Below are 26,009 nucleotides of genomic sequence, written 5' to 3'. Positions count from 1 at the left end.
TCATCGTCGTTACGCGCGCCGACGCATCAAGCGCGCGATGATGGCGCCCAGCCCGAGCCCCGCGCAAAGCAGCAGGCCGCGATGCGTCTCCACCCAAAACGACGCGCTCGCGCGCTTCGCCTCGTCCGTGAAGCGCCCATGCACCCGATGCAGTTCAGTGACCGGTTGCGAGAGATTGCCCGGACGTTCGCCGCTGGAGAGAGCGGGGTCCTGCTGCGCGCGAAAGCCCGTGCGTCCGAGATAGACATCGAGCAAACCGGGGATGATTGCATTCGCAACTATCGCCTTGACCGACGACATGCCGACCCACAGCTCGCGCCGCCGATGCGTGGCCGCCCACCATATCGCGCGCGCTGCGACTTCGGGTTCGTAGATCGGCGCGACGGGACGCGGCGCGTGCGGCATCGCGCTCCTGGCCCAGTCGAATTGCGGCGTGTTGAGCGCGGGCATCTGCACCATCGTCAGATGGATGCGGCTCTTGGCATGATGCAACTCGCAACGCAGCGAATCGGTGAACCCGCGTATCGCGTGCTTCGCGCCGCAATAGGCCGATTGCAGCGGAATCGATCGATACGCGAGCGCCGAACCGACCTGCACGATGACGCCGCGATTGCGCGGCGTCATGCGTTTCAACGCGGCCCTCGTGCCCCACACGAAGCCGAGATACGTGACGTCCGTGATGCGCCTGAAATCGCGTTCGGGCATATCGGCGAAGCGCGCGAACGAGGTCAGCATCGCGTTGTTGACCCATACGTCGATGGGGCCGAGCTCGGCTTCGACGCGCGCGGCGGCACTGTCGAGCGCGCCGCTTTCGCTCACGTCGAGCGCGATGCTCAGCGCACGCACGCCGAGCGCGCGCACGTCGGCGGCGGCGTCTTCGAGCGCTTGCGGATCGCGCGCGATCATCGCGACGTCCACGCCGCGTCGGGCGAATTCGAGCGCCGTCGCGCGGCCCACGCCCGCGCTCGCTCCGGTGATGACCACGACCCGAGGCTTTCTCATCGCGATGACTCCCCGCGTGCGGCAAGCGCTTCGATTTTGTCCGCCGTGCAACGCGCGATCGCCTGAATGGTGAGAGAAGGATTCACGCCGCCGACGGTCGGATATGCCGAGCCGTCGTGAATCCTCAGATGCATGGACGATCACTTGTCCTTGTGGCCCGGCAGCACTGCGCCCAGCACTTGCTTCGCCGTATCGACGATCACATGGCTCTGGTTCGGATCGCCCTTCATGAGCGTGGTCGCGAAAGCCTTCGCCTGCGCGATCGTGATGTGCGGCGGCAGCGGCGGCACGTTCGGATCGGCCTTCACTTCGATCACGACGGGACGATCCGCCGCGAGCGCTTCGTCCCACACGGCGGCCATGCGCTCGGCATCGTCGACATAAAAGCCCTTCAGCCCGATCAATTCCGCGAACTTGTGATAAGGCACCGAAGGAATGTCCTGCGATGCCTCGAACTTCGGATCGCCTTCCATCACGCGCTGTTCCCACGTCACCTGATTCAAGTCTTCGTTGTTGAGCACCATGCAGATCCAGCGCGGATCCGACCATTGCTTCCAGTACTTCGCGACCGTGATGAGCTCGGCCATGTTGTTCATCTGCATCGCGCCATCGCCGACGAGCGCGATCACCGGACGCTCCGGATACGCGAATTTCGCCGCGATCGCGTAGGGCACGGCCGCGCCCATCGAGGCGAGACCGCCCGAGAGCGAGCACTTCATGCCGCGCTTGACCTTGAGATCGCGCGCGTACCAGTTCGCGACCGAACCGGAATCGCTCGTGACGATGGCGTTCGCGGGCACGCGCGGCGACAGCTCCCAGATCGTGCGCTGCGGATTCACGCCGGCTTTCGCAGGCTCTATCGCGCGCTTTTCGAGTTTCTTCCACCAGTCGTCCATCCAGCCTTCGATGTCCTTGCGCCACGCGCCATCCGTCTTCTGTTCCAGAAGCGGCAGCAACGCGCGCAAGGTCTCGGCACTGTCGCCGACGAGATTCACTTCCATCGGATAGCGGATCGAAAGCATGTCCGCCTTGAGGTCGATCTGCACGCCGCGCGCCTCGCCTTCCTTCGGCAGGAACTCGGCGTAGGGAAAGCCCGAGCCGATCATCAAGAGCGTGTCGCATTCGGTCATCAGCTTGTAGCTCGGCTCGGTGCCGAGCAGGCCGATCGATCCGGTGACGAAGGGCAGATCGTCCGGCAATGCGGCCTTGCCAAGCAGCGCCTTCGCGACGCCCGCGCCGAGTTTGTCCGCGACAGCGATGACTTCGTCCGTGGCTTCCAGCGCGCCCGCGCCAACGAGAATCGCGACCTTCTTGCCGGCGTTGAGCACATCGGCGGCGCGTTGCAGATCGTCGGCATAAGGCACCGTCTTCGGTGCGCGATAGCCCACGCCCGAATGCAGTGTGCCGTGCTTGCGGCCCGGCGGCTCGTATTCCAGATCCTGCAGATCGTTGGGCAGCACGAGCGCCGTCACCTTGCGCTCCGATAGCGCAATACGCACCGCGCGATCGACGAGATGACGAATCTGCGAGGGCACGCTCGCCTGTTGAACGAAGGCGCCGGCGACGTCCTTGAACATCGCGGGCAGATCGACTTCCTGCTGATAGTGTCCGCCCAATGCGGCGCGTGCCTGCTGGCCCGCAATGGCGAGAACGGGCATGTGATCGAGGCGCGCGTCGTAGAGACCGGTGACGAGATGCGCCGCGCCCGGACCCGATGTCGCGATGCATACGCCCAACTCGCCGGTGAACTTCGCATGTGCCGATGCCATGAACGCAGCCATCTCTTCATGACGCGCCTGAATGAATTCGATCTTGCCCTTGGCGCGACTGAGCGCGCCGAATACGCCGTTGATGCCGTCGCCGGGATAACCGTAAATGCGGCGCACGCCCCATGCATGCAGGCGATCGACCAGAAAATCGCCGACGGTAATAGCCATGATTGAAGTCTCCGGAAAACACGATCGAAAGAATGCGCCGCATTGCATGCACGCCTTGTTTGGCTTGCGCGCAATGGCCATGCCGCTGTCTTTCAATCGCTGCAAGGTGCGATGAACCCATGCGGGCGTGATGATTGCTAGAGCGCTTTACGCGGACGATTGCTTCAGGACACATACGATGGCGCTCATGCCTCTCACCCTCGAATGGCCGGATGTCTGCATTCGAATATCGCTGGCGGTGCTTGCCGGCATTCTCATCGGATTGAATCGCGGCGAATCGGGCAAAGTCGCCGGATTGAGAACCACGCTGCTCGTATGCCTCGCGGCGTGTCTCGCGATGCTGCAAGTCAACGCATTGCTTGCTCAGGCGGGCAAGACGCCCGGTTCGTTCGTGCAGATCGATCTGATGCGCCTGCCGCTCGGGATACTGTCGGGCGTGGGCTTCATCGGCGCGGGTGCGATTCTTCGCAAGGATGGCCTCGTCAAAGGCGTGACGACAGCGGCGACGTTATGGTTCGTGACCGTGGTCGGACTGTGCTTCGGCGGCGGTCAGCTCGGACTCGGCGCGGCGGGACTCGGGCTCGGGATCGTCGTGCTCTGGTTTCTGAAGGAGGTCGAAAGACGCATACCGCGCGAGAATCATGCGGAGCTCCGGATAACTTATGAAAGAGGCGTCTTTTCGCGGGACACGCTGGCTGAATCGATGCAGGCCGCGGGTTGCAGGCTCGCCTCGATTGCGGGCGCGGCGAAGGGACCGGAACGGATGGAAGAGCGCTTCGAAGTACGCTGGCACGGCGCGCCCGATACGCAGCCGGTGCCGCCGTTCAGCGAGTGCGCGATGGCTGCGGGCGCGATCGAGTCCGAGTGGAGCATCATCCGCTGAACGGTGTACAGCGAATTAACGTGGTGGTTAAAGCGTGCTCGAGGCGACCCAAGAGGGGACCCAACACGCGACCCATAAGGCACCCATAAAGAACAATTGGCTGTGCGTTCGTTTTGACATATAAATGAGAGACGATCTTCTTGGAACTTCGGGAGTACAGATGCTTATACGCTGTGCAGCATGCAACAAGCTCATATATTCAGACGATGCTCTCGAAGACGATACGTGCCCCGCATGTGGATCCACGAACACCGAGCACATCGCAATGGGCTTCGTTTTCGATCAGACGGTCGCTGTGCCGGACCCGCCGGCAAGGACCACGGAAAGCGCCGATTCGCCCGGCACGATTCGCAGGAAGCTGTAGTCGCACGAATCGATTCGTAACGTACCGCGTTGGATGTGCGCTTCGACCCCCTCTCGTTTAAGCGCATCTTGCCCGCCTCGACAGGCGGGCTTTTCTTTATGCGCATTCAACGCAGATCAATGCGACAACACGACCTGCGCGATGACGCCCGACGCGACCGCAACCAGCAGATAGTCCGCACCGACGCCGACCCACTGATAACCGCGCGGCGGCTGACGCAGGCCTTGTCCGCGCCAGTCGTCGACGACGTACTGACGGCTTCGGTAATCGTTATCAAGACGCTCGCCCTTGCGCCAGTCGCGACGCGGCTCATCGTTGGCATGCTGCGGCGGGCGGGGCGCGTCGCGGCCATTCATCTCCGGACCATGACCCGGCGCGCCGGGACCGCCCTTGGCAGCCGGACCGCCCGGACCGCCCGGTGCGCGATGCGCGTCGTGATAGCCGTCCGGACCGCCGGGTGCGGGCTGTGCGAAAACGGCGCCCGTCGTCAGTCCGATGCTCGCGCAAACCAGTGCGGCGACGATTCGACTCTTCTTCATGTTCGTTCCTCTCGAAGTGGCAAAGGGATGTTCTGGATGCCCGGACTGTACGCAATGGGCAACGAAAATGACGTGAGCATGTGTAAGCAACGCTTACGTTCCATTACGCGCTCCATTACGCGCAAACGCGCGTCAGACGCCGAACGGAAAGGTTTCTGGCGTCTCGTGCGTGACTTGTGAAGGCTCGATCGCGCTGACCGCGCGCGTCGTATCGAACCACACGAACGCATCGAATTGCGCCGACAGCTCGGCTTGCGCGTAATGGCTGTATAACTCGGTATCGGGCCGATAGACCACGCCGATGAAGCGTTCGAGCCGCTCCTCGCCCAATGCGTCGCGCAGTGCATCGTTCACGCCCGCACGAAGATCGACGAGGCACGGACTCACGCCCGCAAGATGAAACTGATGCTCGTAACTATCGGCGCGCGATGGCCGCACCTGCATGATCTGCATCGGCTCCTCCCAGTCCGATGCCGCCGCGACCGTGCCCGCGTGCGTGCCGAAGCCGATGAGCGCGGCGTCGTCGCCGAAGCGCTCGCGGCATAGCTGACCGACGTTCAACTCGTCGCGCATGCGGCCCATCTCGGTCGCGGATGCATCACCGAGATGCGAGTTGTGCGCCCATACGACCGCGCGCGCGTCCGGTCCCCATGCATCGAGCAGGCTGTCGAGCGTGTCGAACATGTGCGTGTCGCGCAGATTCCAGCTTTCCGCCGATGCCCCGTACATCGCGCGATAGTACTGCTCCGCCGATGCGACGAGCCGCGCGTTATGCGTCGCGTCGAGCAGTCCGTGATCGCTCGCGGACGTGGCGAGCCGTCTGTCCAGCAGATCGCGCAATTGCGCGACGACGGCTTCCTCGCATGTGCCGAAGCCCGCCTGCCACGCGGCGCGTCCATAGACAGCGGGGTTTTTCTGCCAGGGCGTGAGGCATCCATAGCGCACGCGGGCAATGCGCGCCGCGCCCGGGTCCTGTGCGTCGAGATACGCGAGCACGGCGGCGATGGATTCGGAAAGGCTATACAGGTCGAGTCCATAGAACGCGGCGCGGCGCTCGTCGGGCAACGCGGCGTTGTGCTGCCGCAGCCACCCGACGAACGCGGCGAACTCGGTATTGCGCCACATCCACGTAGGGAAACGCGTGAACGGTCGTGCTTCGGGTCGCGCGCGCGGACGGCCGCGAACGTGCTCGTCGATGATCGCGGCATCGGGCCAGTCCGCTTCCACCGCGACGAAACTGAAGCCGTGCCGTTCGATGAGACGCCGCGTGATGGCGGCGCGCGCTACATAGAACTCGGCGGTGCCGTGGCTCGCTTCGCCGAGCAACACGACGCGCTTGTCCGCGAAACGATCGAACGCATGTGCGAAGTCGGGCGCATCGAGCGCGGGCAGACGCACCGCCGATGCGCGGATCAGATCGGGCAACGTGCGCGCAACGGGCTCCTCGAGCGTGGGTTTGTCCGTGCGAATGTCGGGTTCGTCGCTCCAGCCTTGCGCGCCGATCAACGGCACGAACATCACGCCGCCGAGGTCTTCGTCGCGCCACACATCGTCGTCCGTGCGCGTGTATTTCATCAGACGCTGGGATTCGCGCGCGTCGCCGACGGGCATCACGAGCCGTCCGCCTATCTTGAGTTGCGCGCGCCATGCGTCGGGCACGGATGGACCGCCCGCCGCCGCGATGATCGCGTCGAAGGGCGCGTGCTGCGGCATGCCGAGCGTGCCGTCCGCATGATGCACGCTGACGTTCGTGAGCCCGAGCGCCTTGAGCAAGGCGGCGGCATCGTCGGCGAGTTCGCGATGTCGCTCGATCGTATCGACGCGCGCCGCGATACACGCCGCGATCGCCGCCGCATAACCCGAGCCGGTGCCGATGTCGAGGACATGATCGCCAGGTTGCAGGTTGGCGGCTTCGAGCATCAGCGCGACGATGTACGGTTGCGAGATGGTCTGACCCGCGGCGATCGGCAACGGGCTGTCCTCGTAGGCGAATTCGGCAAGGGCTGGGGGAACGAAGGCATCGCGGGCGATGGCGCTCATGCATTCGAGCACGCGCGCGTTCCTGATGCCGCGCCCCTTCAACTGACGTTCGACCATGCGTTCCCGCGCTTCTTCAAAGGTGTTCATGAACATTTCCCGAAAAAGGTCAGAACGTTGAAAAGGCAGCAAGCGACAGTCCCAGTTCGCCGCTGCTCGCGAGCACGCGGAATGCGATTTGCTGTGCGTTCGGCACGGCATAAAGGAGGCGCATACCTCGGATGACACTCACATCGAACGATGCCCGCGAGCATCGGGCCTTGCGCCCCGCGCGCGATGACGGCAGCGATCGTCGATCGACGCCAGCGCCGAAGCAAGCGTTAACGGGCCTCATGCTGCGCGCTAAGACCCATTCGGCATCGAGCGCGAAATACTACGGACTTCGAAGCGAAGGTGTCGTCGAACTTAGCGTGCAGATCGTGCTCTGAATCCAAAACATGCCAATACACAATGTGAAGCCAACCCGTCCGCTCATCGCCGTGAGCTTCTTCGCGGCGGACGTCCAGGCGGGCGTCGGCCCGTTTCTTGGTATCTATCTGCAAGCGCACGGCTGGACGCCGGACCGCATCGGCACGGTGCTGACCATCGGCGGCATCGTCGGCATGCTCGTGACGACGCCCGCCGGCGCGCTCGTCGATGCCACGCCGCACCGGCGCGCCATCGTCGCGGTCGCGAGCGCGCTGTCCATCGTCGCGGCGATCATCATCTGGATGTGGCAAGGCTTCTGGCCCGTCACGCTGTCGCAAGTGGCCACGGCGATCGCAGGCGCGACGATGGGACCCGCGCTCGCGGGCCTCACGCTCGGCATCGTCGGACGGCAGAATTTCGATCGCCAGTTCGGACGCAATCAGGTGGCGAATCACGCGGGCAATATTGCGGCCGCGGCGCTTTCGGGCTGGCTCGGCGCGTGGCTCGGCATGCCGTACATCTTCGCGTTGAGCGCGGCGTTCGGTGCGGGCTGCATCTTCGCGGCGCTGTGGATTCCGCCGCGCTCGGTGCATCGGCATTTCGCGCGCGGCATTGCAAAGGACGACAACGACGATCCCTCCGACACGCGCGCCGATGCCATACAGGTTCTGCTGCGCAACCGCTCGCTGCTCGTGCTGGCGGCCGCGCTCGCGGCGTTCAACCTCGGCAATTCCGCGATGCTGCCGCTCTACAGTCTCGCGGTCGCGTCGGCGCATACTGCCGATCCCAGCCATGTGACGGCCGCCAATATCGTGATCTCGCAGATCGTGATGCTCGTCGCGGCGGCCTATGCGAGCCGCCTGATTCGCCGATGGGGCTTCTGGTGGATCATCCTCGTCACGCTCGCGACGCTCCCGCTGCGCGCGATGACGGCCGCGTGGATCGCGCCTTCATGGGGCATCGTGCCGGTGCAGGTGCTCGATGGCATCGGCGCGGGCTTGCAGACCGTCGCGGTGCCCGCGCTCGTCGTGCATCTCCTGCACGGAAGCGGACGAGTGAATCTGGGGCAGGGCGCGGTGCTTGGCGTCCAGGCGGCGGGCGCGTGCCTGAGCCCGATGCTCGGCGGCTGGATCGCGCATCACTATGGCTATCCGGCGGCGTTCATCACGCTTGGAAGTTTGTCTGTCGTCGCGTTCGCGATCTGGATCGGCTTTGGGCAGCGCGTGCGCGATGCATGCGATACGCGGCGCGAAGAACTCGGCAAGCTCGCCGATCTGGATTCATCGACGTTGTTGCCATGACAAGGGCCGCGGCATGGGGAATGCGGAAGTTCATCTGACCGACAAACCGGAGATGAGGATGAACTCACCGCGCTTTCCCGCAGACGCCGACCAACGCATGCAAATCCCGCCGCCCGACGTCGATCCCGATCCTTCCGTACCGGATGACGATCCCGTGCCGCCCGATGGCGCGCCGCATCCCATCGGCGATCCGCCGAATCAAAGACCGCCGGAGCGCTTAGGCCCCGGCCTCGTCGCCGGGGGGCAGTGCGTCGGCCTTGGCGTTCGCGTGCGTCGTGGCCGCTTCCCTCGCGGCGTCCGCGCTTTCCAACGGCCGATCGCGCATTTCAGTGAAGCCGTCCGCATCGATCGTGTAGGACCAGGTGCATTGACCCGTTGGATCGTGATCGATCGTGATCTCGACGCGATGTCCGTTGCGAACGTAAGTCTCGGTAGACATGATTTGATCCCTCGTTGAATGACCTGCGCGATGCATCGGCTACGTTGCGTTGGAATCCGGCGGAACGGGATTCTTTTCCTGCGTCGACGGCAATTCGTTTTCCGATGCGTCGTGCGTGCGCTTTTCGCGTTCGTCGAGTTGACGCTGCTTCGTGTCTTCGCCTACGGGTTCGTCCATATCGTCGGCGGTGGCATGCGGCACGGGCTTGTCTGGCGTCATGATGGGCCTCCCGGAATCGTGATGCGGCACGCGGCGCGCGCCTTCGTATCGGGCGCAGCAAGCAACGGACCCGTTCGCGTTACAGACAGGAGCGCGGCTTGCTGGGCGATTATCGAACAGGCATCCAGGAGAGCGAGGAATGAAATACACCGATCAGGATCAGCGCGTGGAGGAATTGCAGGTGGCGTTGTCGCGTGCGTTCGATGCGCGGAAGACGCCGTTCGTAGGCGTGGTGGACGAAGGCTACGACATCGTCATCAACGTATCGTGGGCCATCGAGACGGGCCGCGACACGACGCTCGATGCGCGTTGCAGCGTCGTGTTGCGCATCGCGGCGCGTCAGTTCGAGCGATATGGCGCGATGGATACCGCGCAGCGGCTCATCGTGCAGGATCGCGTGATCGCGCACGTGCGGAGTGCGTTCGACCAGTCGCGCTCGGGTCAGGCGAACGCGAACGAATGCTCGCTCGAACTTCGCGCCGCCGACGACTGGTTCGACACACCCGACACGCCCTGACGCATTACCAGCCTTGCGCGCCGCCGCCGGTCGTCGACGGGCTCGTCTGGCCGTTCGTGCCGCCGCTGCCGTTCAGACGCGGCTGCATGCCGCCCGATCCTTGGCGTGTGCCCGCACCCGCGCCGCTCGTTCCATTCGATGAGCCGCCCACGCCGGACGGCCCGGTCGACGGCCCGCTGCTGTGGCCGGAGTTCGGCGTGATGCCAGCCGCATCCTGCGCGTTCTTCGCGCTCGACGGTCCGTGGCTTGCGCCCGGCTGCGTCTGATCGGCTGCGGCGAATGCGCCGCCCGAGAGCGCCATCAGTAAAGCCGAAATCGCGATGGTTCTGTTCGCTTGCATGACCTGCCTCCGTAAGTCGATGTTGGTACGAAGCATGGCGCAAGGCGCGTTCCGGGCTTTGCGGCCAGCAACGCGTTTCCCTCATTCAAGCCCTTCGTGCTCGAACGCAAGTTTCACTGCGGGGCGCTCGCGCATGCGCTTGTAGAACGCCTGGAGCTCGGCGGGCATATCGACGCCCATTTTCTGCGCCCACGTCAGCATCGTGAAGAGATAGGCATCCGCGACGCTTACATCATTGCCGAAGAGATAATCGCCGCGCATCGTCTTCGCGACATACGCAAAGCGCTGGCCGATTTTCTCGCGCGCCGCCGACGCTTCCGCATCGGATGTCGGCCGGAACACGCGTCCGAACTGCTTGTGGATCTCGGTCGAAATGAACGCAAGCATTTCCAGCAGACGCAGATGGCCGTCGTCGCCGGAAGGCGCGAGCGATGGCGCTTTTTGCGCGACCCACGAAAGAATCGCGACGTTTTCGGTGAGACGCTTGCCATCGTCGAACTCGACGACGGGCACATAACTCTTCGGGTTGATTTCGCCGAAGAGCGTGCCGTCTTCCGTCACCTTGGTCTTGAGATCGACCTTCACGCGGTCGAAGGTCAGGCCGGCTTCGTGCATCGCGATGTGATCGGCGAGACTGCATGCGCCGGGCGCGTAATAGAGCTTCATGATGCGCGTCTCCTTTGGACGAGGATATGTGTATTCGGCGAGCAAGGGCCATGCCGCAATGCCGCCATGCGGACGTCGCGCTATATCGTGCGAAGCTCGCGGGCCGCAACATGCTGACCGTATGAAGCGATTGACGCCGATGCACGCAGCGTATGCGCGGCCGCGACCATGTTGCGCAGCGCGGGAATCACTTCGCCCCATTGACGCGTCTTGAGTCCGCAGTCGGGATTCACCCACAGACGCTCGCGCGGAATCCGCTCCGCTGCCTTCGTCATCAACGCGACGATTTGCGCTTCGCTCGGGATATTCGGCGAGTGGATGTCGTACACGCCCGGCCCGATCTGATTCGGATACTTGAAATGGTCGAAGGCTTCGAGCAGTTCCATGTCGGAGCGCGACGTTTCGATGGTGATGACATCGGCATCCATATCGGCGATCGATGCGATGATGTCGTTGAACTCCGAATAGCACATGTGCGTGTGTATCTGCGTTTCGTCGCGCACGCCGTTCGCGGCGATGCGAAACGCTTCCACCGCCCAGCGCAGATAGCCATCCCATTGCGCGCGGCGCAGCGGCAGGCCTTCGCGCAACGCGGCCTCATCGATCTGGATCACGCGAACGCCGGCCTCCTCCAGATCGAGCACTTCAGCGCGGATCGCGAGCGCGAGTTGCCGGCACGATTCGGAACGCGGTTGATCGTCGCGCACGAACGACCAGTTCAGGATCGTGACGGGACCGGTCAGCATGCCTTTCATCGGCTTCCGGGTTTGCGCTTGCGCATAGCGGGTCCATTCGACGGTCATCGGCTTCGGACGGCTGATATCGCCGAACAGAATCGGCGGCTTCACGCAGCGCGATCCATACGACTGCACCCAGCCGAACTCGCTGAACGCATAGCCGTCGAGCCGCTCGCCGAAGTACTCGACCATGTCGTTGCGCTCGGCTTCGCCGTGCACGAGCACGTCGAGCCCGAGCGCCTCCTGTTCCTTCACGGCGCGCGTGATTTCGCGTTCCATCGCGGCGCGATAGGTGGCTGTATCGAGCTGTCCGCTCCTGAACTGACGACGCGCATGACGGATTTCGTTCGTTTGCGGAAACGAGCCGATGGTCGTCGTCGGATAGGCGGGCAGCGCGAGCATCGCGGCCTGCTTCTGCGCGCGCGTTTCGTATGCGCTCGCGCGCTGGCCGAGCGTCGCGTCGATCTTTGTGAGCGCTTCTTTCACCGCCGGGTTATGCACGCGCGATGATGCGCGGCGGCTCGCGATCGCGGCCGCGTTGCACGCGAGCGCATCGGCGACGCTTGCGCGACCGTCGTTCAAGGCGCGTGCGAGCACATCGAGTTCATCGAGCTTTTGTAGCGCGAATGCGAGCCACGACCTGATTTCGGCATCGAGCTTCATTTCGCTCGCAAGATCGACGGGCGTATGCAACAGCGAGCACGATGGCGCGATCCACAGCCTGTCGCCGAGCGATGCATGCAGCGGTTCGAGCCAGTCGAGCGTGGCGTTCAGATCGGTTTTCCAGATGTTGCGGCCATTGATCGCGCCGACCGATAGCACCGACGAATCCGGCAACAGCGATGCAGCGGCGCCGACGTCATCGCGCGCGTTGATCGCATCGATATGCAGGCCGTCGATCGGCAGCTTGCACGCGAGATCGAGATTCTCCTGCAACTGGCCGAAGTAGGTCGCAAGCAGAAGGCGCACGCGTCGTTGTGAGAGCGCATCGTAAGCGGTGACGAAAGCGTCGCGCCATTGCGTATCGAGTTCGGTGACGAGCGCGGGTTCATCGATCTGCACCCATTCGATACCGAGCGCCGCGAAGTGATCGAGCAGCGCCGCATAGACGGGCAACAGGCGCGGGAGAAGCGCGAGCTTGTCGGAGTCGTCCTTCGCCTTGCCGAGCCAGAGATACGTCACCGGCCCGATGATGACGGGCTTCGCGTTCACGCCGAGCGCGCGCGCTTCGCCGAGCTGCTCGACGAGACGCGACGTATCGAGCGTGAACTGCGTCGCCGCATCGAACTCGGGGACGATGTAGTGATAGTTGGTATCGAACCATTTCGTCATCTCACCCGCAGCCACGCCCTCGCAGCACGCTGCATGTTCCTCAGCGCTTTCGGAAGAGCGTCCGCGAGCGACGCGGAAGGCGTTGTCGAGCGCATCGCCGTGAAAGCCGCGCACGCGTTCGGGCAGATTGCCGAGCGTGAAGCTCATGTCGAGCACATGATCGTAGAACGCGAAATCGCCGGCCGGCACGAGATCGAGACGCGACTGATGCTTCCAGTGGCGCTCGCGCAAGTGAGCGCCGACCGCCTTCAACTCGTCGCGCGATGACTCTTTTTTCCAGTACTTTTCGAGCGCGAACTTCAGTTCGCGGTTTGCGCCGATGCGCGGGAAGCCGAGGTTGTGTGTCGTGGCCATCGTTGCGTGTTCTCGTCGGAAAGAGAGTGAATGGCGACGATGATAGAATTTCCCATGCATGAATGAAAATGGTTTAATTTCATGCATCGATTAAATTCGTTCATGGAGACGCCTATGCTCGAACGCGCGCATCTGATGGTCGTGCGAGAAGTCGAGCGCCAAGGCTCGCTGACCGCCGCCGCCGCCGTGCTCAACCTCACGCAATCCGCGCTGAGCCATACGGTGAAGAAGCTGGAGCAGCAGTTGGGCACGGCGGTGTGGACGCGCGAAGGGCGCAGCATGCGGCTCACGCAGGCGGGCCAGTATCTGCTTGGCCTCGCCAATCGCATGCTGCCGCAGTTCGAACTCGCCGAAGCGCGCATGAGGCAATATGCCGAAGGCGAGCGCGGCACCTTGCGCATCGGCATGGAGTGTCATCCGTGCTATCAGTGGCTGCTCAAGGTCGTGTCGCCGTATCTCGCGCGCTGGCCCGATGTCGATGTAGACGTGAAGCAGCGCTTTCAGTTCGGCGGCATCGGCGCGCTGTTCGGTTACGACATCGACGTGCTCGTGACACCCGATCCGCTGAAGAAACCGGGCTTGCGCTTCACGCCCGTCTTCGATTACGAGCAGGTGCTCGTCGTGCCCGAAGCGCACACGCTCGCCGATGCCGCTCATGTCACGCCGGAGCAGGTCGCGCAGGAAGTGCTGATCACGTATCCGGTCGAAACCGATCGCCTCGATATCTACACCCAGTTCCTCACGCCCGCGAATGTCGTGCCGAGAAGGCACAAGACGATCGAGACGACCGACATCATGATGCAGATGGTCGCGAGTGCGCGTGGCGTCGCGGCGCTGCCACGCTGGCTCGCGGAAGAATACGCGGACCGCATGCCGCTCGCCGTGCTCAAGCTAGGGAGGAAGGGCATTGCGAAGAAGATTTATCTCGGCACGCGCGAAGCCGATGTCAGCGTCGAATATCTCGCGGCGTTCATCGCGCTTGCGAAGAAGGCCGACTGGGCGAAGGCGCGCGTGTCGCGTTGACGTTCAGCGCCGCGCATCGAGCGCATGGCGGATCGTGCGTGCGAGGTCATCGAACGTGAAGGGCTTTTTCAGCAGCACGACGCCTTTGTCGAGCCGCCCTTCGTGAAAGATGATGTCGCGCGTATAGCCCGATGCGAACACCACGGTCGCGTTATACGGCGGCGCGCTCGCGATCTTCGCGAGCTCGTTCGCGCGCAGCGTGCCGGGCATCACGACATCGCTGAAAAGAAGATCGACGTGGCCATGCTTCTGCAGGACGGCAAGCGCCGATTCCGCGCTCGGCGCCGACAGCACCTTGTAGCCGAGCTGCGCAACCATGTCGATGGTCGCGAGGCGCACGTCGGCATCGTCCTCGACGACGAGCACCACTTCGCCGCCGCTCGATGCACGCGGGCGCGCGCCGTGCGCATTCGTCGATTCGACTTGCGTGCAGCGTGGGAAGTACAACGCGACGGATGTGCCTTCGCCCACCTGCGTTTCGACATCCACGCAGCCCGCGCTTTGCGACACGAAGCCGAACACCATGCTCAGGCCGAGGCCGGTGCCTTGGCCTTCGGCTTTCGTCGAATAGAAAGGCTCGAACATGCGTGCTTTTACGCTGTCGGGCATGCCATCGCCGTCGTCGGTAACAACGAGCTTCACGTAATCGCCCGCGGGCAACGCGAGACCGGTCGTCATCTGATCGCCGAGGGTCGCGTTCGAGACTTCGAGCTGAATGTTGCCGCCTTCATGAATCGCGTCCCGCGAATTGATGACGAGATTGAGCAGCGCGTTTTCCAGTTGATGGCGATCGACGAAGAGATTCCAGGCATCGCACGATACCGTGGTCTTCAGCTTGATCGATTCGGGCAGCGCGCGTTGCAGGAACTCGCACATGTCCGCGACGAGCTTCGCCGGATCGACGACGGCGGGATTGAGCGGCTGACGTCGCGCGAAGGCGAGCATCTGCGAGGCGAGCTTGCCGCCGCGCGCGACGGCTTCGCTCATCACGCGCAGCCTGCGTGTGAGATCGGGTTTGTCGCGCGTCGCGAGTTCGATCAACTGCAGGTTCGCGGAGATGATCTGCAAGACGTTGTTGAAGTCGTGCGCGACGCCGCCCGTCAGATTGCCGATGGCTTCCAGCTTCTGCACCTGACGAAACCGCTCCTCGGCCTCGACGCGCGCCGTGACCGCTTCCGCGACGCGTTCTTCCAGCGTCTGCATGAGCTTGAGCAGCTTGTCTTCGGCAAGCACCTTGCGAGTCGTTTCGACGACGACGGCAATCACGCCTGCCGGATGACCGTCGTCTTCTGCAACAGGACTGTAGTGCAGATCCATCCACACGTCTTCGGGCCGGCCATTGCGATGCAGCGTGAGACGCTTGTCGGCGTAGGACAGCGTTGCGCCGGACAAACAGGTGTCCACGACATTGCGATTGAACGCGGCGATCTCGGGCCAGCCGTCTTCGACAGGCTTGCCGAGCAGAAACGGATGACGTCCACCGGCGAAGCCCGCATAGGCGTCGTTGTAGATCATCGTGCCGCGCCGGCCCCAGAGCATGACGAGCGGCACAGGCGAAGCAAGCAGAAGTTGCACGGCTGCCCGCAGACTCTTCGACCATCGACCGATCGGGCCCATGGCCGTGTCCGACCAGTCGAAGCTGGCGATGCGCGAAGCCATCTCGCCGCGCCAGCCTTCACAGTCGAAGGATTGCTCGGGCCAAACCGTTTCGGCGTTCATAGAGTTGAAGGGAAAATTGATGTGCCGCCGTCTTCGTAAAAAGCGGCAGGAGCTTGTCTTGGATCAAAGGCTACATCTTAGTCCACGCATCGGCCTGCACTCCATACTGGACGCTGCTTTGCGAGGAGTGGGCGACCTGAAGGCTCGCATATCGAACACGAAAGGCCACCGTTTCGGACAGGTGAAGCACATGTATCAAGGTAAAGTCATCGCCGTCGACATGATCGGGAGGCGCGCATGAACGGCAAGCGCATCGTCGCGGCGTTGCTCGTGTTGCTCTTTTGGACGGCTCGTGTGTACGCGCAAGAGCCTTCGCTTACGGATGAACAGATGCTCGGCGTCGTCTTCGTCGCCAATCAGGCCGAGATCGCGGCGGCCAATCTCGCGTTGCGCAAGACGCGCTCCAACAGCCTGCAGGTCTACGCGAAACGGATCGTGTCGGAACACGCGCAGGTCAATCAGGAGATCATGACGCTGACGCAGCGCTTCGGCACGGAGCCGCAACGCAGCGCGACGAGCGACGCATTGACGAAGCAAAGCAACAGCGAGATCGCCGAGCTCGATGAAACCAGCACCTACGATTTCGACGAAGCGTATCTCGAACACGAGGTCGTCTCGTTGCAGAAGCTGGTGCGTACCGTCGAAGGCTATATCCGCACGGCGCGCAGCGCGGACGCGCGAACCTTGCTGATCCGCTCGCGTCCTTCATTCATCTTTCATCTCGATCAGGCGCAAAGGCTGCAAATCACCATAGGCAGTCCGGGCCTCATCCGCTGATGTCGCTCACGAATAAAAACAGGAGAAATGCATGAATGCATCGGAACGTATCGACGAACTGATCGCGGGCATCGCGGATTGGCGCGGCGAGACCTTCGCCAATGTGCGCAAGATCATCCTCGCGACGGACGAAGGGATCGTCGAGGAGTGGAAGTACATGGGCAGCCCGGTCTGGTATCGCGACGGCATGATCGCGGTGGGCAACGCGCACAAGGACAAAGTGAAGCTCACCTTCGCGCACGGGGCGAGCCTGCCGGACCCCGACAAGCTCTTCAACGCGAGCCTCGAAGGCAACGCGCGGCGTGCAATCGATTTTTTCGAAGGCGACAAGATCGATGCACACGCGCTTAAGAATCTCGTGCGCGCGGCGATCTCGTTGAATCAGACGAAAGCGAAGAAGAAAGCGGCTGGTTAAGCTGCGCGCGTCCATGCGCCGATGAAGGCGGCGATGTCGACCGCATCCGCATTAACGAATCCAGTCCAGGCCATGCGTGCCTGGCGCGGCTCGGGCAGATCGAGAGTGTCGTTTTTGGACTAAAGATTTCCAATCGATTCTTTACAAAGACAAAACATCTTGTCACAATGCGGACGCAAATAATAACGATTCGCATTCACACGCAATGGACCTCAAAAAGAAATGAGCATGAAGACAGGAACGACGAGCCCGGTCGCGATGCGGCCTTTGAAACTGGCCGCCTTGCTGCTGTTCGCGGCAGCGCCGCTCGCCCACGCACAGTCCGCGGATGCGCCGTCGGGTGCATCGGCGGCTGCGGCGTCGAACGCGCCGGCCGAAAGCACGCTGCCCGCGGTGAAGGTCACGGCGCAGAACGTCGATGAACCGTATGGTCCGACGAAAGGCTACGTCGCGAAAGAATCGACGGCGCTCAAGACGGGCACGTCGCTCCTCGAGACGCCGCAGTCCGTCTCGGTCGTCACGCGCGAGCAGATGGATCAGCAGAACGCGCAGACGCTCAATGCGGCCGTGCGCTATGTGTCGGGTGTCACGCCCGAAACGCGCGGCGGCATCGCGACGCGTTACGACATGCTAAAAGTGCGCGGCTTCGACGCCGACAAGTACTGGAACGGTCTCAAGCTGCTCGACAACGGCTGGTACGCGGTGCCGCAGATCGATCCGTATTTGATGGAGCGCGTCGAAGTGCTGAAGGGCCCGGTCTCGGTGTTGTACGGTCAGGCGGCGGCGGGCGGCCTGCTGGATCAGGAAAGCAAGATGCCGACGGTCGTGCCGTTGCATGAAGTGGGCATCGAGTTCGGCAACTACGCGCACAAGTCGGCCAAGTTCGATTTCTCCGGGCCGATCGCGGGCGACGATCGCTATCTGTACCGCATCACCGGCATCGCGCGTTCGGAAGACGGGCAAGTGCAATCGACGTACAACAAGCGCATCGCGATCGCGCCGTCGTTCACGTGGCGTCCGGACAACAAGACTTCGCTCACGCTGTACGGCCTCTATCAGCACGATCCGGACAGCACGTCCTATGGCAGCGTGCCGCCGCAAGGCACGGTGCTCTACAACCCGAACGGCAAGCTGCCGAGCGACTTTTACGACGGCGATCACAACTTCGAGAGCTTCAATCGCGTGCAGGAATCGATCGGCTACAAGTTCGACCGCAAGCTCAACAACGCGTGGTCGTTCCGCTCGAACGGACGTCTGCTGCATCTCGCGCAGGACTACAAGAGCGTCTATGCGAGCGCGCTCGAAGACGACTTGCGCACGCTCGATCGCGGCACGGCTGCGTCGAAGGACAACCTGAACACGATTCAGCTCGACAATCAGCTCGAAGGCAACGTCTCGACCGGCCCGATCGACCATACGCTGCTGTTCGGCTTCGATTACCAGCACTATGCGAGCAACTTCGATGCGGGCTTCGGCACCGCGCCGTCGCTCGACATGTTCGCGCCGAACTACAACCAGGTGATCACGCCGCCGGACCGCTATCACCAGATCCTGAGCGGCACGCAATACGGCGTGTATGCACAGGATCAGGCGCGCTGGGGCAACGTGATTCTCACGCTCGGCGGACGCGAGGACTGGGCGAGCAGCGATTCGAACAACACGACGTACGGCGTCGTGTCGCATCAGTTCGATCGCGCGTTCACGGGTCGCGCGGGCCTCACGTATGTTTTCGATAACGGCATCGCGCCGTATGTCAGCTACACCGAATCGTTCACGCCGCAAGCGGGCACGGACATCAACGGTCAGCAGTTTTCGCCGGAGAAGGGACGTCAGTATGAAGTCGGCGTGAAGTTCCAGCCGAAGGGCTACAACGCGTTCTTCTCGGCCGCGCTGTTCGACCTGACGCGCAAGAATCTGCTGACGGTCAATGCGGACAACCCGAACTTCCAGTCGGCGGTCGGCGAAGCGCGCTCGCTCGGCGTCGAACTCGAAGCGAAGGCGAGCCTCACGGATTCGTTGAACGTCACGGCGAGCTACACGTATCTCAGCACGAAGTACACGAAGGACAACAGCGGTCTCGAAGGCAAGTTCCTGCCCGCGATTCCGCAGAATCAGGCTTCGTTGTGGGCGTATTACACGGTCAATCGCGGACCGCTCGCCGGTCTCTCGATGGGCGCGGGCGGACGCTACACCGGCACGACGTATAGCAGCGACAACAGCTTCAAGGTGTCGAGCTTCTTCCTCGTCGATGCCACGCTGAACTACGATCTCGGCCGCGCCATGCCGCAGTTCAAGGGCGTCGAGCTGTATGTGAACGCGCAGAACCTGTTCAACAAGGAATACGTCGCGTCGTGCTACTACGGCAGCTGGTGTGCGTTCGGTTACGGACGTCAGGTGTTCGCCGGCATGAACTATCACTGGTAAGCATGTTGCACCGCACTGCGTCTTTCGAACGGCGCAGTGCATCGAATCGTCGTGAGCGCCGCCCTGGCGCTTATCGCGAACGAAGCTATCCGTATCGGGATTTCTTCGTTCGCGTGTGAGGAAGCGGCTAGTACATTGATCGCTCGCCGCTCATCCACGATATCCCCGCATGATCCCGACGACTTCATTGCATCGCCTCTTCGCCATGCTCGCGTTGATGGCGGCATGTGCTTTACCGATGCATCGCGCGCACGCCGAAGGCAAGGTGAAGATCGTCGATCAATATGGCATCGGCTCGTTGCTGCTCAAGGTCGCGAAGGACCAGAAGCTCATCGAGAAGGCCGGCGCGCGCGCGGGCCTCGATATCGACGTGCAGTGGAACACGCTTTCCGGCGGCGCGGCCGTGAACGAAGCGCTGCTCTCGGGCGCGGCGGATATCGCGACTATCGGCATCGGGCCGTTGATGACGATCTGGGATCGCACGCGCGGGCATCAGGATTTTCGGGCCATTGCGGCGCAAAGCGCGGTGCCGGTGTATCTCGTGACGAACGATCCGCGCATTCGCAGCATCAGGGATATCGGCGAGAAGGATCGCATCGCGGTGGTGTCCGTCGCAGTGTCGCAGCAGGGACGTCTGCTGCAAATGGCGTCGGCCAGGGCGTTCGGCGATGCCGAGTATGCGCGGCTCGACCGTTTCGAAGTCAACATGCCGCACGCCGATGCGACGACCGCGATGTTATCGGGCAACTCGGTCGTCAATCTGCATTTCTCCAACGCGCCCTATCAGTATCAGGAACTCGAAGATCCGAAGATCCACAAGGTCACGAGTTCCACCGAAATCCTCGGCGGACCGTCGACGGGCAGTGTTGTCGTGACTTCCGACAAATGGCGCAAGGACAATCCGAAGACCTACGCCGCCGTGCGCGCGGCGCTCGACGATGCGGCGAAGCTCGTCGAGAAGGACAAGGCTCAAGCGGCGGCCATCTATATTCGTCAGGACGGGTCGAAGCTCTCGCCTGCGTTCGTCGAGCGCATTCTCAGCGACAAGGAAGCGAGTTTCGCGACGACGCCGCAAAACACGCTGCAACTGGGCACATTCCTGCATAAGGTCGGCGTGATTCGTCACGAGCCGAAATCATGGCGCGACTATTTCTTCGCTGACGATTCGAGCGCGCAAGGCAGTTGACACGTCTTTCATTTATCCATCATCCAAAGGAATCCGAAATGAATGCAGTGGCCATCGGGAATGAAACGGAAGTGACTGTCAGCCCGCTGTCGGCGCATATCGGCGCGGAGATCGGCGGCGTCGACCTCACGCGTCCCTTGTCTTCCGCACAGGTCGAAGCAATTCGCGCCGCGTTGCTCAAATGGCGCGTGGTCTTCTTCCGCGAGCAGTTCCTGAGCCACGAACAACACATCGCGTTCTCGGCGCACTTCGGCGAGCTCACGGTGGGGCATCCGGTGTTCGGCCACGTCGACGGGCATCCGGAGATTTACTCGATTTCGAAGTTTCGCAAGGCCACGCGCTTCGAAGGGCAATCGGTGCTGCGTCCGTGGACGGGCTGGCATACGGATGTGACTGCCGCGGTGAATCCGCCGTTCGCATCGATCCTGCGCGGCGTCACGATTCCGCCCTATGGCGGCGATACGCAATGGACCAATCTCGTGATCGCATACGAGAAGCTGTCGGCGCCGCTGCGCGCGTTCGTCGATGGTCTGCGCGGCGTGCATCGTTTCGCGCCGCCGCAAGGCGCAAGCGGCACCGATGCGTTCACGAAGGCCGTGACGGATCACACGCTCGTCGCCGAGCATCCATTGGTGCGCGTGCATCCGGAGACCGGCGAACGCGCGCTGTATGTCAGTCCGGGCTTTCTCAAGCACATCGCGGGGCTCGCGCCGCGCGAAAGTCAGGTGTTGCTCGAACTGCTATGGGAGCATGTGACGCGGCCGGAATTCACGGTGAGATTCAAGTGGGAGCCGGGCAGCATCGCGTTCTGGGACAACCGCACGACCGCGCATCTCGCGCCGACGGATATCTTCGATCTCGACTTCGATCGCCAGTTGTATCGCACGACGCTCGTCGGCGATGTGCCCGTGGGGCCGGACGGGCAGAAGTCGGTGGCGATCGAAGGCACGCCCGTTGGCGCGGCGGCTGCGGTCGCGTTGAACTGATCGGCGTTCAACCTGATTCGCTACGCGTCACGAAGATCAATATCAGAAGAAACGTGATGAAGAAGCGAAACGCGCTTTCGGTGCCGTTCCATTGCTGCGATTGCCACATGCCGAACCATTCGCCGCCGATCGACATGAAGCAGACTTGCCAGGTGAGATAGCCGAGCGTGAGGCCCGCGATCGCCCAGCGTTTGGCTCGCGCGAAGGCCGCGCTCTCCTGGCGCAGTGCGCGGGCCATCGCGATGACGCCTGTCCAGCAAAGAAGCGCGGTGAGCGTTTCGAGAAAAATGATCGCGTCATAGCCGAGATGCTGAAGCACCGGCGACGTGATCGCGCGATACATGTTCGCGTTGCCGGGAAACGTCGTGTCCATTCGCATGACGTGCTCGACGAACTGCAGGTTGCTGCCGTAGTCCGTCAGATTGCCAAAGCTGACGAGCGACGCGAGCAGGGCCATCGAAGCCACGACGAGAAGTTTCGCGAGGCGTTCGGTCATCTTCATCTTCATTCTCCAGCAGCGTTGGGAACGTGATTGTGCAAGAGAAGAATGAGATGAGCTTGATTTCTCGCTGCAACTAACTGTCTCGTTGCGCCAGCGCCTTTCTGCACGAAACGATCGTCGGATGAATGTACGACGCCGACCCGTATAATCGCGGCCTCGCACACGTTTGCGCGTCCATTGCGGCACGCGCGACGACTCGTTTATCAACATCCCGAACCCCTGTCTCAGACAGGCCGAAGCAAGAAAGGAACGCCCAAGCGTGGAAAGTCTCTTCCAATCCGTGAATGCATTGTTTGCCTGCATTGCGCCCGTCTCGGATTTCTTGTGGGATTTCCCCACGAATTTCAAGGCTTATTCACAAATCCCCGTGCTCGGGCAGTTTTCGTTCGCGATCCTTTTGCTTGTCGGCGTGGGCATTCACTTCACGATCCGCACGCGCTTCATCCAGACGATGAACGTCGGCAAGATCGTTCGCATGATGCTGCGCAGGCAGTCGTCGAAAACCGGCGTCAGCGCGCTTGCGTCGTTCATGCTCGGGCTCGCGATGCGTGCCGGGCCCGGCAATATCGTCGGCATTACGGGCGCGATTTCCGTCGGCGGACCGGGCGCGTTGTTCTGGATGTGGGTGGCCGCGTTCTTCGGCATGGCGACCGCGTTCATGGAATCGACGCTCGCGCAGCTCTTCAAGGAGAAAAAGCACGACGAGTTCGTCGGCGGCTTGCCGTTCTATGGGCGGCGCATTCTCGGCGACAAGCGCTTCGTCGGCACGTTGCTGTCGCTCGTATTCATCGTCTATGCGCTTTTCAATGTGCCGCCGCAAACGTTCAACGTGTTCACCGCGATCGGCACCATCGCCGATACGGTGACCGGCACGCATCTCGGGCGTCAGTCGACGGTGTATTACGTCATCGCGGCGGTGCTCATCGCAGCGTGCTCGTTCATCATCATGGGCGGCATTCGCCGCGTGACCGCTTATACCGATGTGCTCGTGCCGATCAAGGCGACGCTCTTCTGTCTGATGTCGCTCGTCATCATCGTCATCAATCTGCCGCTGATTCCCTACTTCTTTCATGAGGTGATCGTCGGTGCATTCGCGCCGCATGCGCTCTTCGGCGGCGCGATCGGCACGGCGCTCGCTCAAGGCGTCAAGCGCGGGCTGATGTCGAACGAAGCGGGGCAGGGCACCATCACGATGGCCGCGGCGATCGCCGATAACGATCACCCTTGCGAACAGGGCTTCGTGCAGAGCCTCGGCGTGTTCTTCGACACGATGGTCATCTGCACGATGACCGGCTTCATCGTCGTGATGGCGCACGTATGGACCGGCACGGTGGACGGTCAGGCGTGGGAGTCGGTCAGGGCATCGAAGATCACGGTCTATCTCGCATCGGTCGAAACGCTCGTGCCGGTTTCGGTCGCGCATGTCGTCAAGATCGTGATGTGCGTGTGCTACGGCCTCTTTGCGTTCACGACGTTGCTCGGCATGATTTCGTTCGCCGAAATCTCGGCCAACTTCATTTCACGAAGCAGAGGTTTCATCATCGGCATTCGCGTCGTCGGCTCGCTCGTGTTCGTGCCGTTCGGCGCGCTCACCGTGCTTGCGGGACTCGAATTGCCTAACCTGTGGGCGCTTTCCGATCTGATGAACATCGTGATGGTGCTGCTCAACGTGCCGATTCTGCTGATCGGGCAACGTCTCGTGTACAAGGCGCTCGCGCACTACCGCTCGACGCGCGGCGGACCGTTCGTGTCGGAGGACATCGGCGTGCGAACCGAGTATTGGTCCGCGAAGCGCGGTGTCGTCAGGCAAACGGAAGAACTTCGCGAGCGCGTCGAAAGTTAAGAGCCGAAGAAGTCCACCGCGCCGGTGCCGAGGTTGTACATCGCGCCGGCTATCTTGATGGCGTGCTGCTTCTCCATGTCGCTCAGCACGGCGCTTTCCTGGCGAATCTGCGCGATGGTCGACTCGACGTTCTTGCGCGCCACCATGTCGACGAACGTGTAATTGGTCGCCGTGCGCTCGCCGTCGTACTTCGTGGCTTCCACGGCGGGTTTGATGCGCGCGAGCAACGCCGTGAGATGACCTAGTTCGGCATTGGCGATCGCGCCTTTGATCGCGCCGCAAGACGTATGTCCCATCACCAGCACGACTTTCGCGCCCATCAGCTTGCACGCGAATTCCATGCTGCCGAGAATGTCGTCGTTTTCGATGTTCCCCGCGACGCGGCAGTTGAAGATATCGCCGATGCCCAGATCCATGATTACCTCGGCGGGCGCTCGCGAATCGATGCAACTGAGCAGCACGGCCGCGGGATATTGTCCCTTTGCGCTCGTCTTTTGTTCGGCAAGGTAGTTGCGCGCCTTGCGTTCGCCTCTGCGGAAACGCTCGTTGCCGCGCTTCATCGCATCGAGAATCTGCTCGGGCGACATCGCGTCGCGCTGCGCGTGCGTCAACGCGTCGGCGTGAGCGGATGTCATGAGGAGCGGCGGAACCGCGAGCCCGGCGATAGTTGCAGACGCAACTGATTTGAGAAAGCTCCGGCGGCACGCGGGCGTGCATTGCAGCGGATGCTTCAGATCTTCGCGCATGACCTTGCTCCTCGACCTGACGGGAATCGGCCTTCTTCAACGCTCTTCTTGCGACATGAAGTGTTGGACGAAAAATCGTCGAATGCAATGCACGCTTGTTCTGATGACAATGTCAGGTCGATGACGTAACGATCTGCCGCGCGATATCGAGAAAGTTGGCGGTCTTGGCGGTTGTCGCATCGATGCGCGATGCAAGCGCCAGACGAATCGTGATCGCGCTGCCGAGCGCATCGGTGTAGGCGACGCCATCGACCTGAATCTGGCACACCGACGCCGGCACCAGCGACACGCCGAATTCCGCCGCGACCAGATTGACGACCGATGATAGCTGCGGCGCCTGCTGGCCGGCGACCGGCTCGAATCCCGCTTCACGGCACGCACCGATGATGACGTCGTGCAATGTCGGACTTGCCTCGCGCGGAAGCATCACGAAAGGATCCTCCGCCAGCGTCGCCAACGGCACCTTGCGCTTTTTCGCGAGCTTGTGCGTGGCGGGCAGCACGATTTTCATCGGCTCGATCGCGATGTGATTGATCTGCACGCCCGCGGGCGACTGGCTGCCGAGACGGACGAACGCGACATCGACGCGGCCGGCGTCGAGATGCGCGAGCAGTTGCGCGGTATTGCCTTCGGTCAGCGTCAGCATGACGTTCGGATAAGCCTGCCGATACGACCGTATGAGCTTCGACACGACCGGATTGAACGCCGCCGATCCCGTGAAGCCGATATTGAGCTGCCCGATCTCGCCGCGCCCCGCGCTCTGCGCTTTCTCGACGGCGAGACGCGCGTCGTCGACGAGACGCTTCGCGTCGGCGGCGAACGCCTCGCCGGCTTCCGTCAGCACGACGCCGTGCCCCGTGCGGCGAAAGAGCCGCACGCCGAGTTCGTCTTCGAGCGCGTGAATCTGCTGACTGAGCGGCGGCTGTCCGATGCCGAGCCGCTCGGCCGCGCGCGTCACATTGCGTTCCTCGGCGACGGCCAGAAAGTAGCGGAGATGTCGCAATTCCATCCGATATATGAAAAAGCTATTTCAGAAAGACGAGATAGATATTGGACAGTATATCAATCGCGCGACAAAATACCGCTATCGCGCAGTGCGCGGGCTAGAACTATCCCCGAATACGTTGCCGGTTGCTCGTCAAAGCGAATCGGCAGGGCGGGTCGCGCCCGTGTCGATCGTCGACGGCGCGCGAATCGTCAATCAGTTTGGGAAGGGGTCTAATGTGGCTGAAGCATTAAAAAAACCAAGGCCGGAATACCGGAACATCGGGATCGGTCAGATCGCGAAGTATCGCTTGCCGCTGGCGGGCAAG

General features: G+C 62.4%; 24 protein-coding genes and 2 pseudogenes. 12 read left to right on the top strand and 14 right to left on the bottom strand.

All coding sequences use genetic code 11. The features are described 5' to 3' along the window. Positions 1–9: 9 nt before the first annotated feature. The 3 genes and pseudogenes from NCS00_RS28210 to NCS00_RS28200 form a co-directional block, all read right to left on the bottom strand. The gene (locus NCS00_RS28210; protein ID WP_250441573.1) at positions 10–1,002 is read right to left on the bottom strand and encodes an SDR family oxidoreductase; all 993 of its coding nucleotides are present in this window, start codon (positions 1,000–1,002) and stop codon (positions 10–12) included. After that, positions 999–1,133 (bottom strand): annotated as a pseudogene (locus tag NCS00_RS28205) (GMC oxidoreductase); the annotation flags it as partial. The gene NCS00_RS28210 and the pseudogene NCS00_RS28205, both read right to left, overlap by 4 nt. A gap of 9 nt (positions 1,134–1,142) precedes the next feature. Then, positions 1,143–2,939: a thiamine pyrophosphate-requiring protein gene (locus NCS00_RS28200; protein ID WP_250441572.1), complete on the bottom strand. Its 1,797-nt coding sequence runs from the start codon at positions 2,937–2,939 to the stop codon at positions 1,143–1,145. A gap of 178 nt (positions 2,940–3,117) precedes the next feature. Between NCS00_RS28200 and NCS00_RS28195 the strand changes: the two genes are divergently transcribed. Further along, entirely contained in the window at positions 3,118–3,822 is a 705-nt protein-coding gene (locus tag NCS00_RS28195; protein ID WP_250441571.1) for an MgtC/SapB family protein, read from the top strand. Positions 3,823–4,302: 480 nt separating this feature from the next. Here the strand turns inward: NCS00_RS28195 and NCS00_RS28190 are convergent, their stop codons facing one another. Then, complete coding sequence (locus NCS00_RS28190) at positions 4,303–4,725, bottom strand: RcnB family protein (RefSeq protein ID WP_239295448.1); 423 nt, start codon at positions 4,723–4,725, stop codon at positions 4,303–4,305. Positions 4,726–4,857: 132 nt separating this feature from the next. Next, a complete protein-coding gene (locus NCS00_RS28185) occupies positions 4,858–6,852 on the bottom strand; it encodes a protein-L-isoaspartate(D-aspartate) O-methyltransferase (protein ID WP_250441569.1) in 1,995 nt (664 codons plus the stop codon). A 347-nt stretch (positions 6,853–7,199) separates the two neighbouring features. On the opposite strand from NCS00_RS28185, the gene NCS00_RS28180 reads away from it, so the two are divergent. Continuing rightward, positions 7,200–8,471: an MFS transporter gene (locus NCS00_RS28180; protein WP_250437469.1), complete on the top strand. Its 1,272-nt coding sequence runs from the start codon at positions 7,200–7,202 to the stop codon at positions 8,469–8,471. Between the two features lie 217 nt (positions 8,472–8,688). On the opposite strand, the gene NCS00_RS28175 is transcribed toward NCS00_RS28180, so the two are convergent. Continuing rightward, positions 8,689–8,910: a hypothetical protein gene (locus NCS00_RS28175; protein WP_008345935.1), complete on the bottom strand. Its 222-nt coding sequence runs from the start codon at positions 8,908–8,910 to the stop codon at positions 8,689–8,691. Between the two features lie 39 nt (positions 8,911–8,949). Continuing rightward, positions 8,950–9,129, bottom strand: coding sequence for a hypothetical protein (locus tag NCS00_RS28170; RefSeq protein WP_033536881.1), 180 nt, complete (start codon positions 9,127–9,129; stop codon positions 8,950–8,952). Positions 9,130–9,268: 139 nt separating this feature from the next. On the opposite strand from NCS00_RS28170, the gene NCS00_RS28165 reads away from it, so the two are divergent. Next, complete coding sequence (locus NCS00_RS28165) at positions 9,269–9,646, top strand: DUF3022 domain-containing protein (protein ID WP_008345934.1); 378 nt, start codon at positions 9,269–9,271, stop codon at positions 9,644–9,646. A 4-nt stretch (positions 9,647–9,650) separates the two neighbouring features. On the opposite strand, the gene NCS00_RS28160 is transcribed toward NCS00_RS28165, so the two are convergent. From NCS00_RS28160 to metE, 3 genes are all read right to left on the bottom strand, one after another. Beyond that, the gene (locus tag NCS00_RS28160) at positions 9,651–9,986 is read right to left on the bottom strand and encodes a hypothetical protein (RefSeq protein ID WP_051078958.1); all 336 of its coding nucleotides are present in this window, start codon (positions 9,984–9,986) and stop codon (positions 9,651–9,653) included. Positions 9,987–10,067: 81 nt separating this feature from the next. Beyond that, positions 10,068–10,652 (bottom strand): glutathione binding-like protein, encoded by a 585-nt coding sequence (locus tag NCS00_RS28155; protein ID WP_250441568.1) that lies wholly within the window; start codon positions 10,650–10,652, stop codon positions 10,068–10,070. Between the two features lie 80 nt (positions 10,653–10,732). Continuing rightward, positions 10,733–13,075 (bottom strand): 5-methyltetrahydropteroyltriglutamate--homocysteine S-methyltransferase, encoded by a 2,343-nt coding sequence (metE, locus tag NCS00_RS28150; RefSeq protein ID WP_250441567.1) that lies wholly within the window; start codon positions 13,073–13,075, stop codon positions 10,733–10,735. A gap of 114 nt (positions 13,076–13,189) precedes the next feature. On the opposite strand from metE, the gene NCS00_RS28145 reads away from it, so the two are divergent. Continuing rightward, complete coding sequence (locus NCS00_RS28145; protein WP_250441566.1) at positions 13,190–14,098, top strand: LysR family transcriptional regulator; 909 nt, start codon at positions 13,190–13,192, stop codon at positions 14,096–14,098. A gap of 3 nt (positions 14,099–14,101) precedes the next feature. Here the strand turns inward: NCS00_RS28145 and NCS00_RS28140 are convergent, their stop codons facing one another. After that, positions 14,102–15,817 carry an ATP-binding protein gene (locus tag NCS00_RS28140; RefSeq protein ID WP_409014124.1) on the bottom strand — a complete coding sequence of 572 codons (1,716 nt, stop codon included), beginning with the start codon at positions 15,815–15,817 and terminating at the stop codon, positions 14,102–14,104. Between NCS00_RS28140 and NCS00_RS28135 the strand changes: the two genes are divergently transcribed. The 6 genes from NCS00_RS28135 (at position 15,714) to NCS00_RS28110 (ending at position 21,605) form a co-directional block, all read left to right on the top strand. Beyond that, positions 15,714–16,058 carry a hypothetical protein gene (locus NCS00_RS28135; protein ID WP_250441564.1) on the top strand — a complete coding sequence of 115 codons (345 nt, stop codon included), beginning with the start codon at positions 15,714–15,716 and terminating at the stop codon, positions 16,056–16,058. The genes NCS00_RS28140 and NCS00_RS28135 overlap by 104 nt on opposite strands. Next, positions 16,055–16,594: a DUF4142 domain-containing protein gene (locus NCS00_RS28130; RefSeq protein ID WP_250437464.1), complete on the top strand. Its 540-nt coding sequence runs from the start codon at positions 16,055–16,057 to the stop codon at positions 16,592–16,594. The genes NCS00_RS28135 and NCS00_RS28130 overlap by 4 nt, the downstream gene beginning before the upstream one ends. A 31-nt stretch (positions 16,595–16,625) precedes the next feature. Continuing rightward, positions 16,626–17,009 carry a DUF1801 domain-containing protein gene (locus NCS00_RS28125; protein ID WP_250441563.1) on the top strand — a complete coding sequence of 128 codons (384 nt, stop codon included), beginning with the start codon at positions 16,626–16,628 and terminating at the stop codon, positions 17,007–17,009. Between the two features lie 228 nt (positions 17,010–17,237). After that, complete coding sequence (locus NCS00_RS28120; RefSeq protein ID WP_250441562.1) at positions 17,238–19,433, top strand: TonB-dependent siderophore receptor; 2,196 nt, start codon at positions 17,238–17,240, stop codon at positions 19,431–19,433. 169 nt (positions 19,434–19,602) lie between these two features. Then, positions 19,603–20,619 (top strand): ABC transporter substrate-binding protein, encoded by a 1,017-nt coding sequence (locus NCS00_RS28115; RefSeq protein WP_008345925.1) that lies wholly within the window; start codon positions 19,603–19,605, stop codon positions 20,617–20,619. Between the two features lie 38 nt (positions 20,620–20,657). After that, positions 20,658–21,605: a TauD/TfdA dioxygenase family protein gene (locus NCS00_RS28110; RefSeq protein ID WP_175981903.1), complete on the top strand. Its 948-nt coding sequence runs from the start codon at positions 20,658–20,660 to the stop codon at positions 21,603–21,605. Positions 21,606–21,612: 7 nt separating this feature from the next. On the opposite strand, the gene NCS00_RS28105 is transcribed toward NCS00_RS28110, so the two are convergent. Next, positions 21,613–22,101 (bottom strand): DUF2165 family protein, encoded by a 489-nt coding sequence (locus tag NCS00_RS28105; RefSeq protein ID WP_033536907.1) that lies wholly within the window; start codon positions 22,099–22,101, stop codon positions 21,613–21,615. A 265-nt stretch (positions 22,102–22,366) separates the two neighbouring features. Between NCS00_RS28105 and NCS00_RS28100 the strand changes: the two genes are divergently transcribed. Continuing rightward, positions 22,367–23,950 (top strand): alanine/glycine:cation symporter family protein, encoded by a 1,584-nt coding sequence (locus tag NCS00_RS28100; RefSeq protein WP_175981901.1) that lies wholly within the window; start codon positions 22,367–22,369, stop codon positions 23,948–23,950. Here NCS00_RS28100 and NCS00_RS28095 read toward each other — a convergent pair. Together NCS00_RS28095 and NCS00_RS28090 are read right to left on the bottom strand one after the other, a co-directional pair. Beyond that, positions 23,947–24,696, bottom strand: a complete 750-nt coding sequence (locus NCS00_RS28095) for a carbonic anhydrase family protein (RefSeq protein ID WP_250437462.1) — start codon at positions 24,694–24,696, stop codon at positions 23,947–23,949. The two genes, NCS00_RS28100 and NCS00_RS28095, sit on opposite strands and share 4 nt — an antisense overlap. A gap of 112 nt (positions 24,697–24,808) precedes the next feature. After that, complete coding sequence (locus tag NCS00_RS28090) at positions 24,809–25,705, bottom strand: LysR family transcriptional regulator (RefSeq protein ID WP_250441561.1); 897 nt, start codon at positions 25,703–25,705, stop codon at positions 24,809–24,811. 7 nt (positions 25,706–25,712) lie between these two features. On the opposite strand from NCS00_RS28090, the pseudogene NCS00_RS28085 reads away from it, so the two are divergent. Then, positions 25,713–26,009, top strand: a pseudogene (locus NCS00_RS28085) (hypothetical protein); the annotation flags it as partial.

Origin of the sequence: Caballeronia sp. AZ1_KS37 (genome assembly GCF_023631165.1) — a bacterium.
In the GTDB taxonomy this organism is placed as follows: Bacteria; Pseudomonadota; Gammaproteobacteria; order Burkholderiales; family Burkholderiaceae; genus Caballeronia; species Caballeronia zhejiangensis.
The sequence above is the reverse complement of the archived record's forward strand: the minus strand, read 5'-3'. Positions and strand labels throughout refer to the sequence as shown.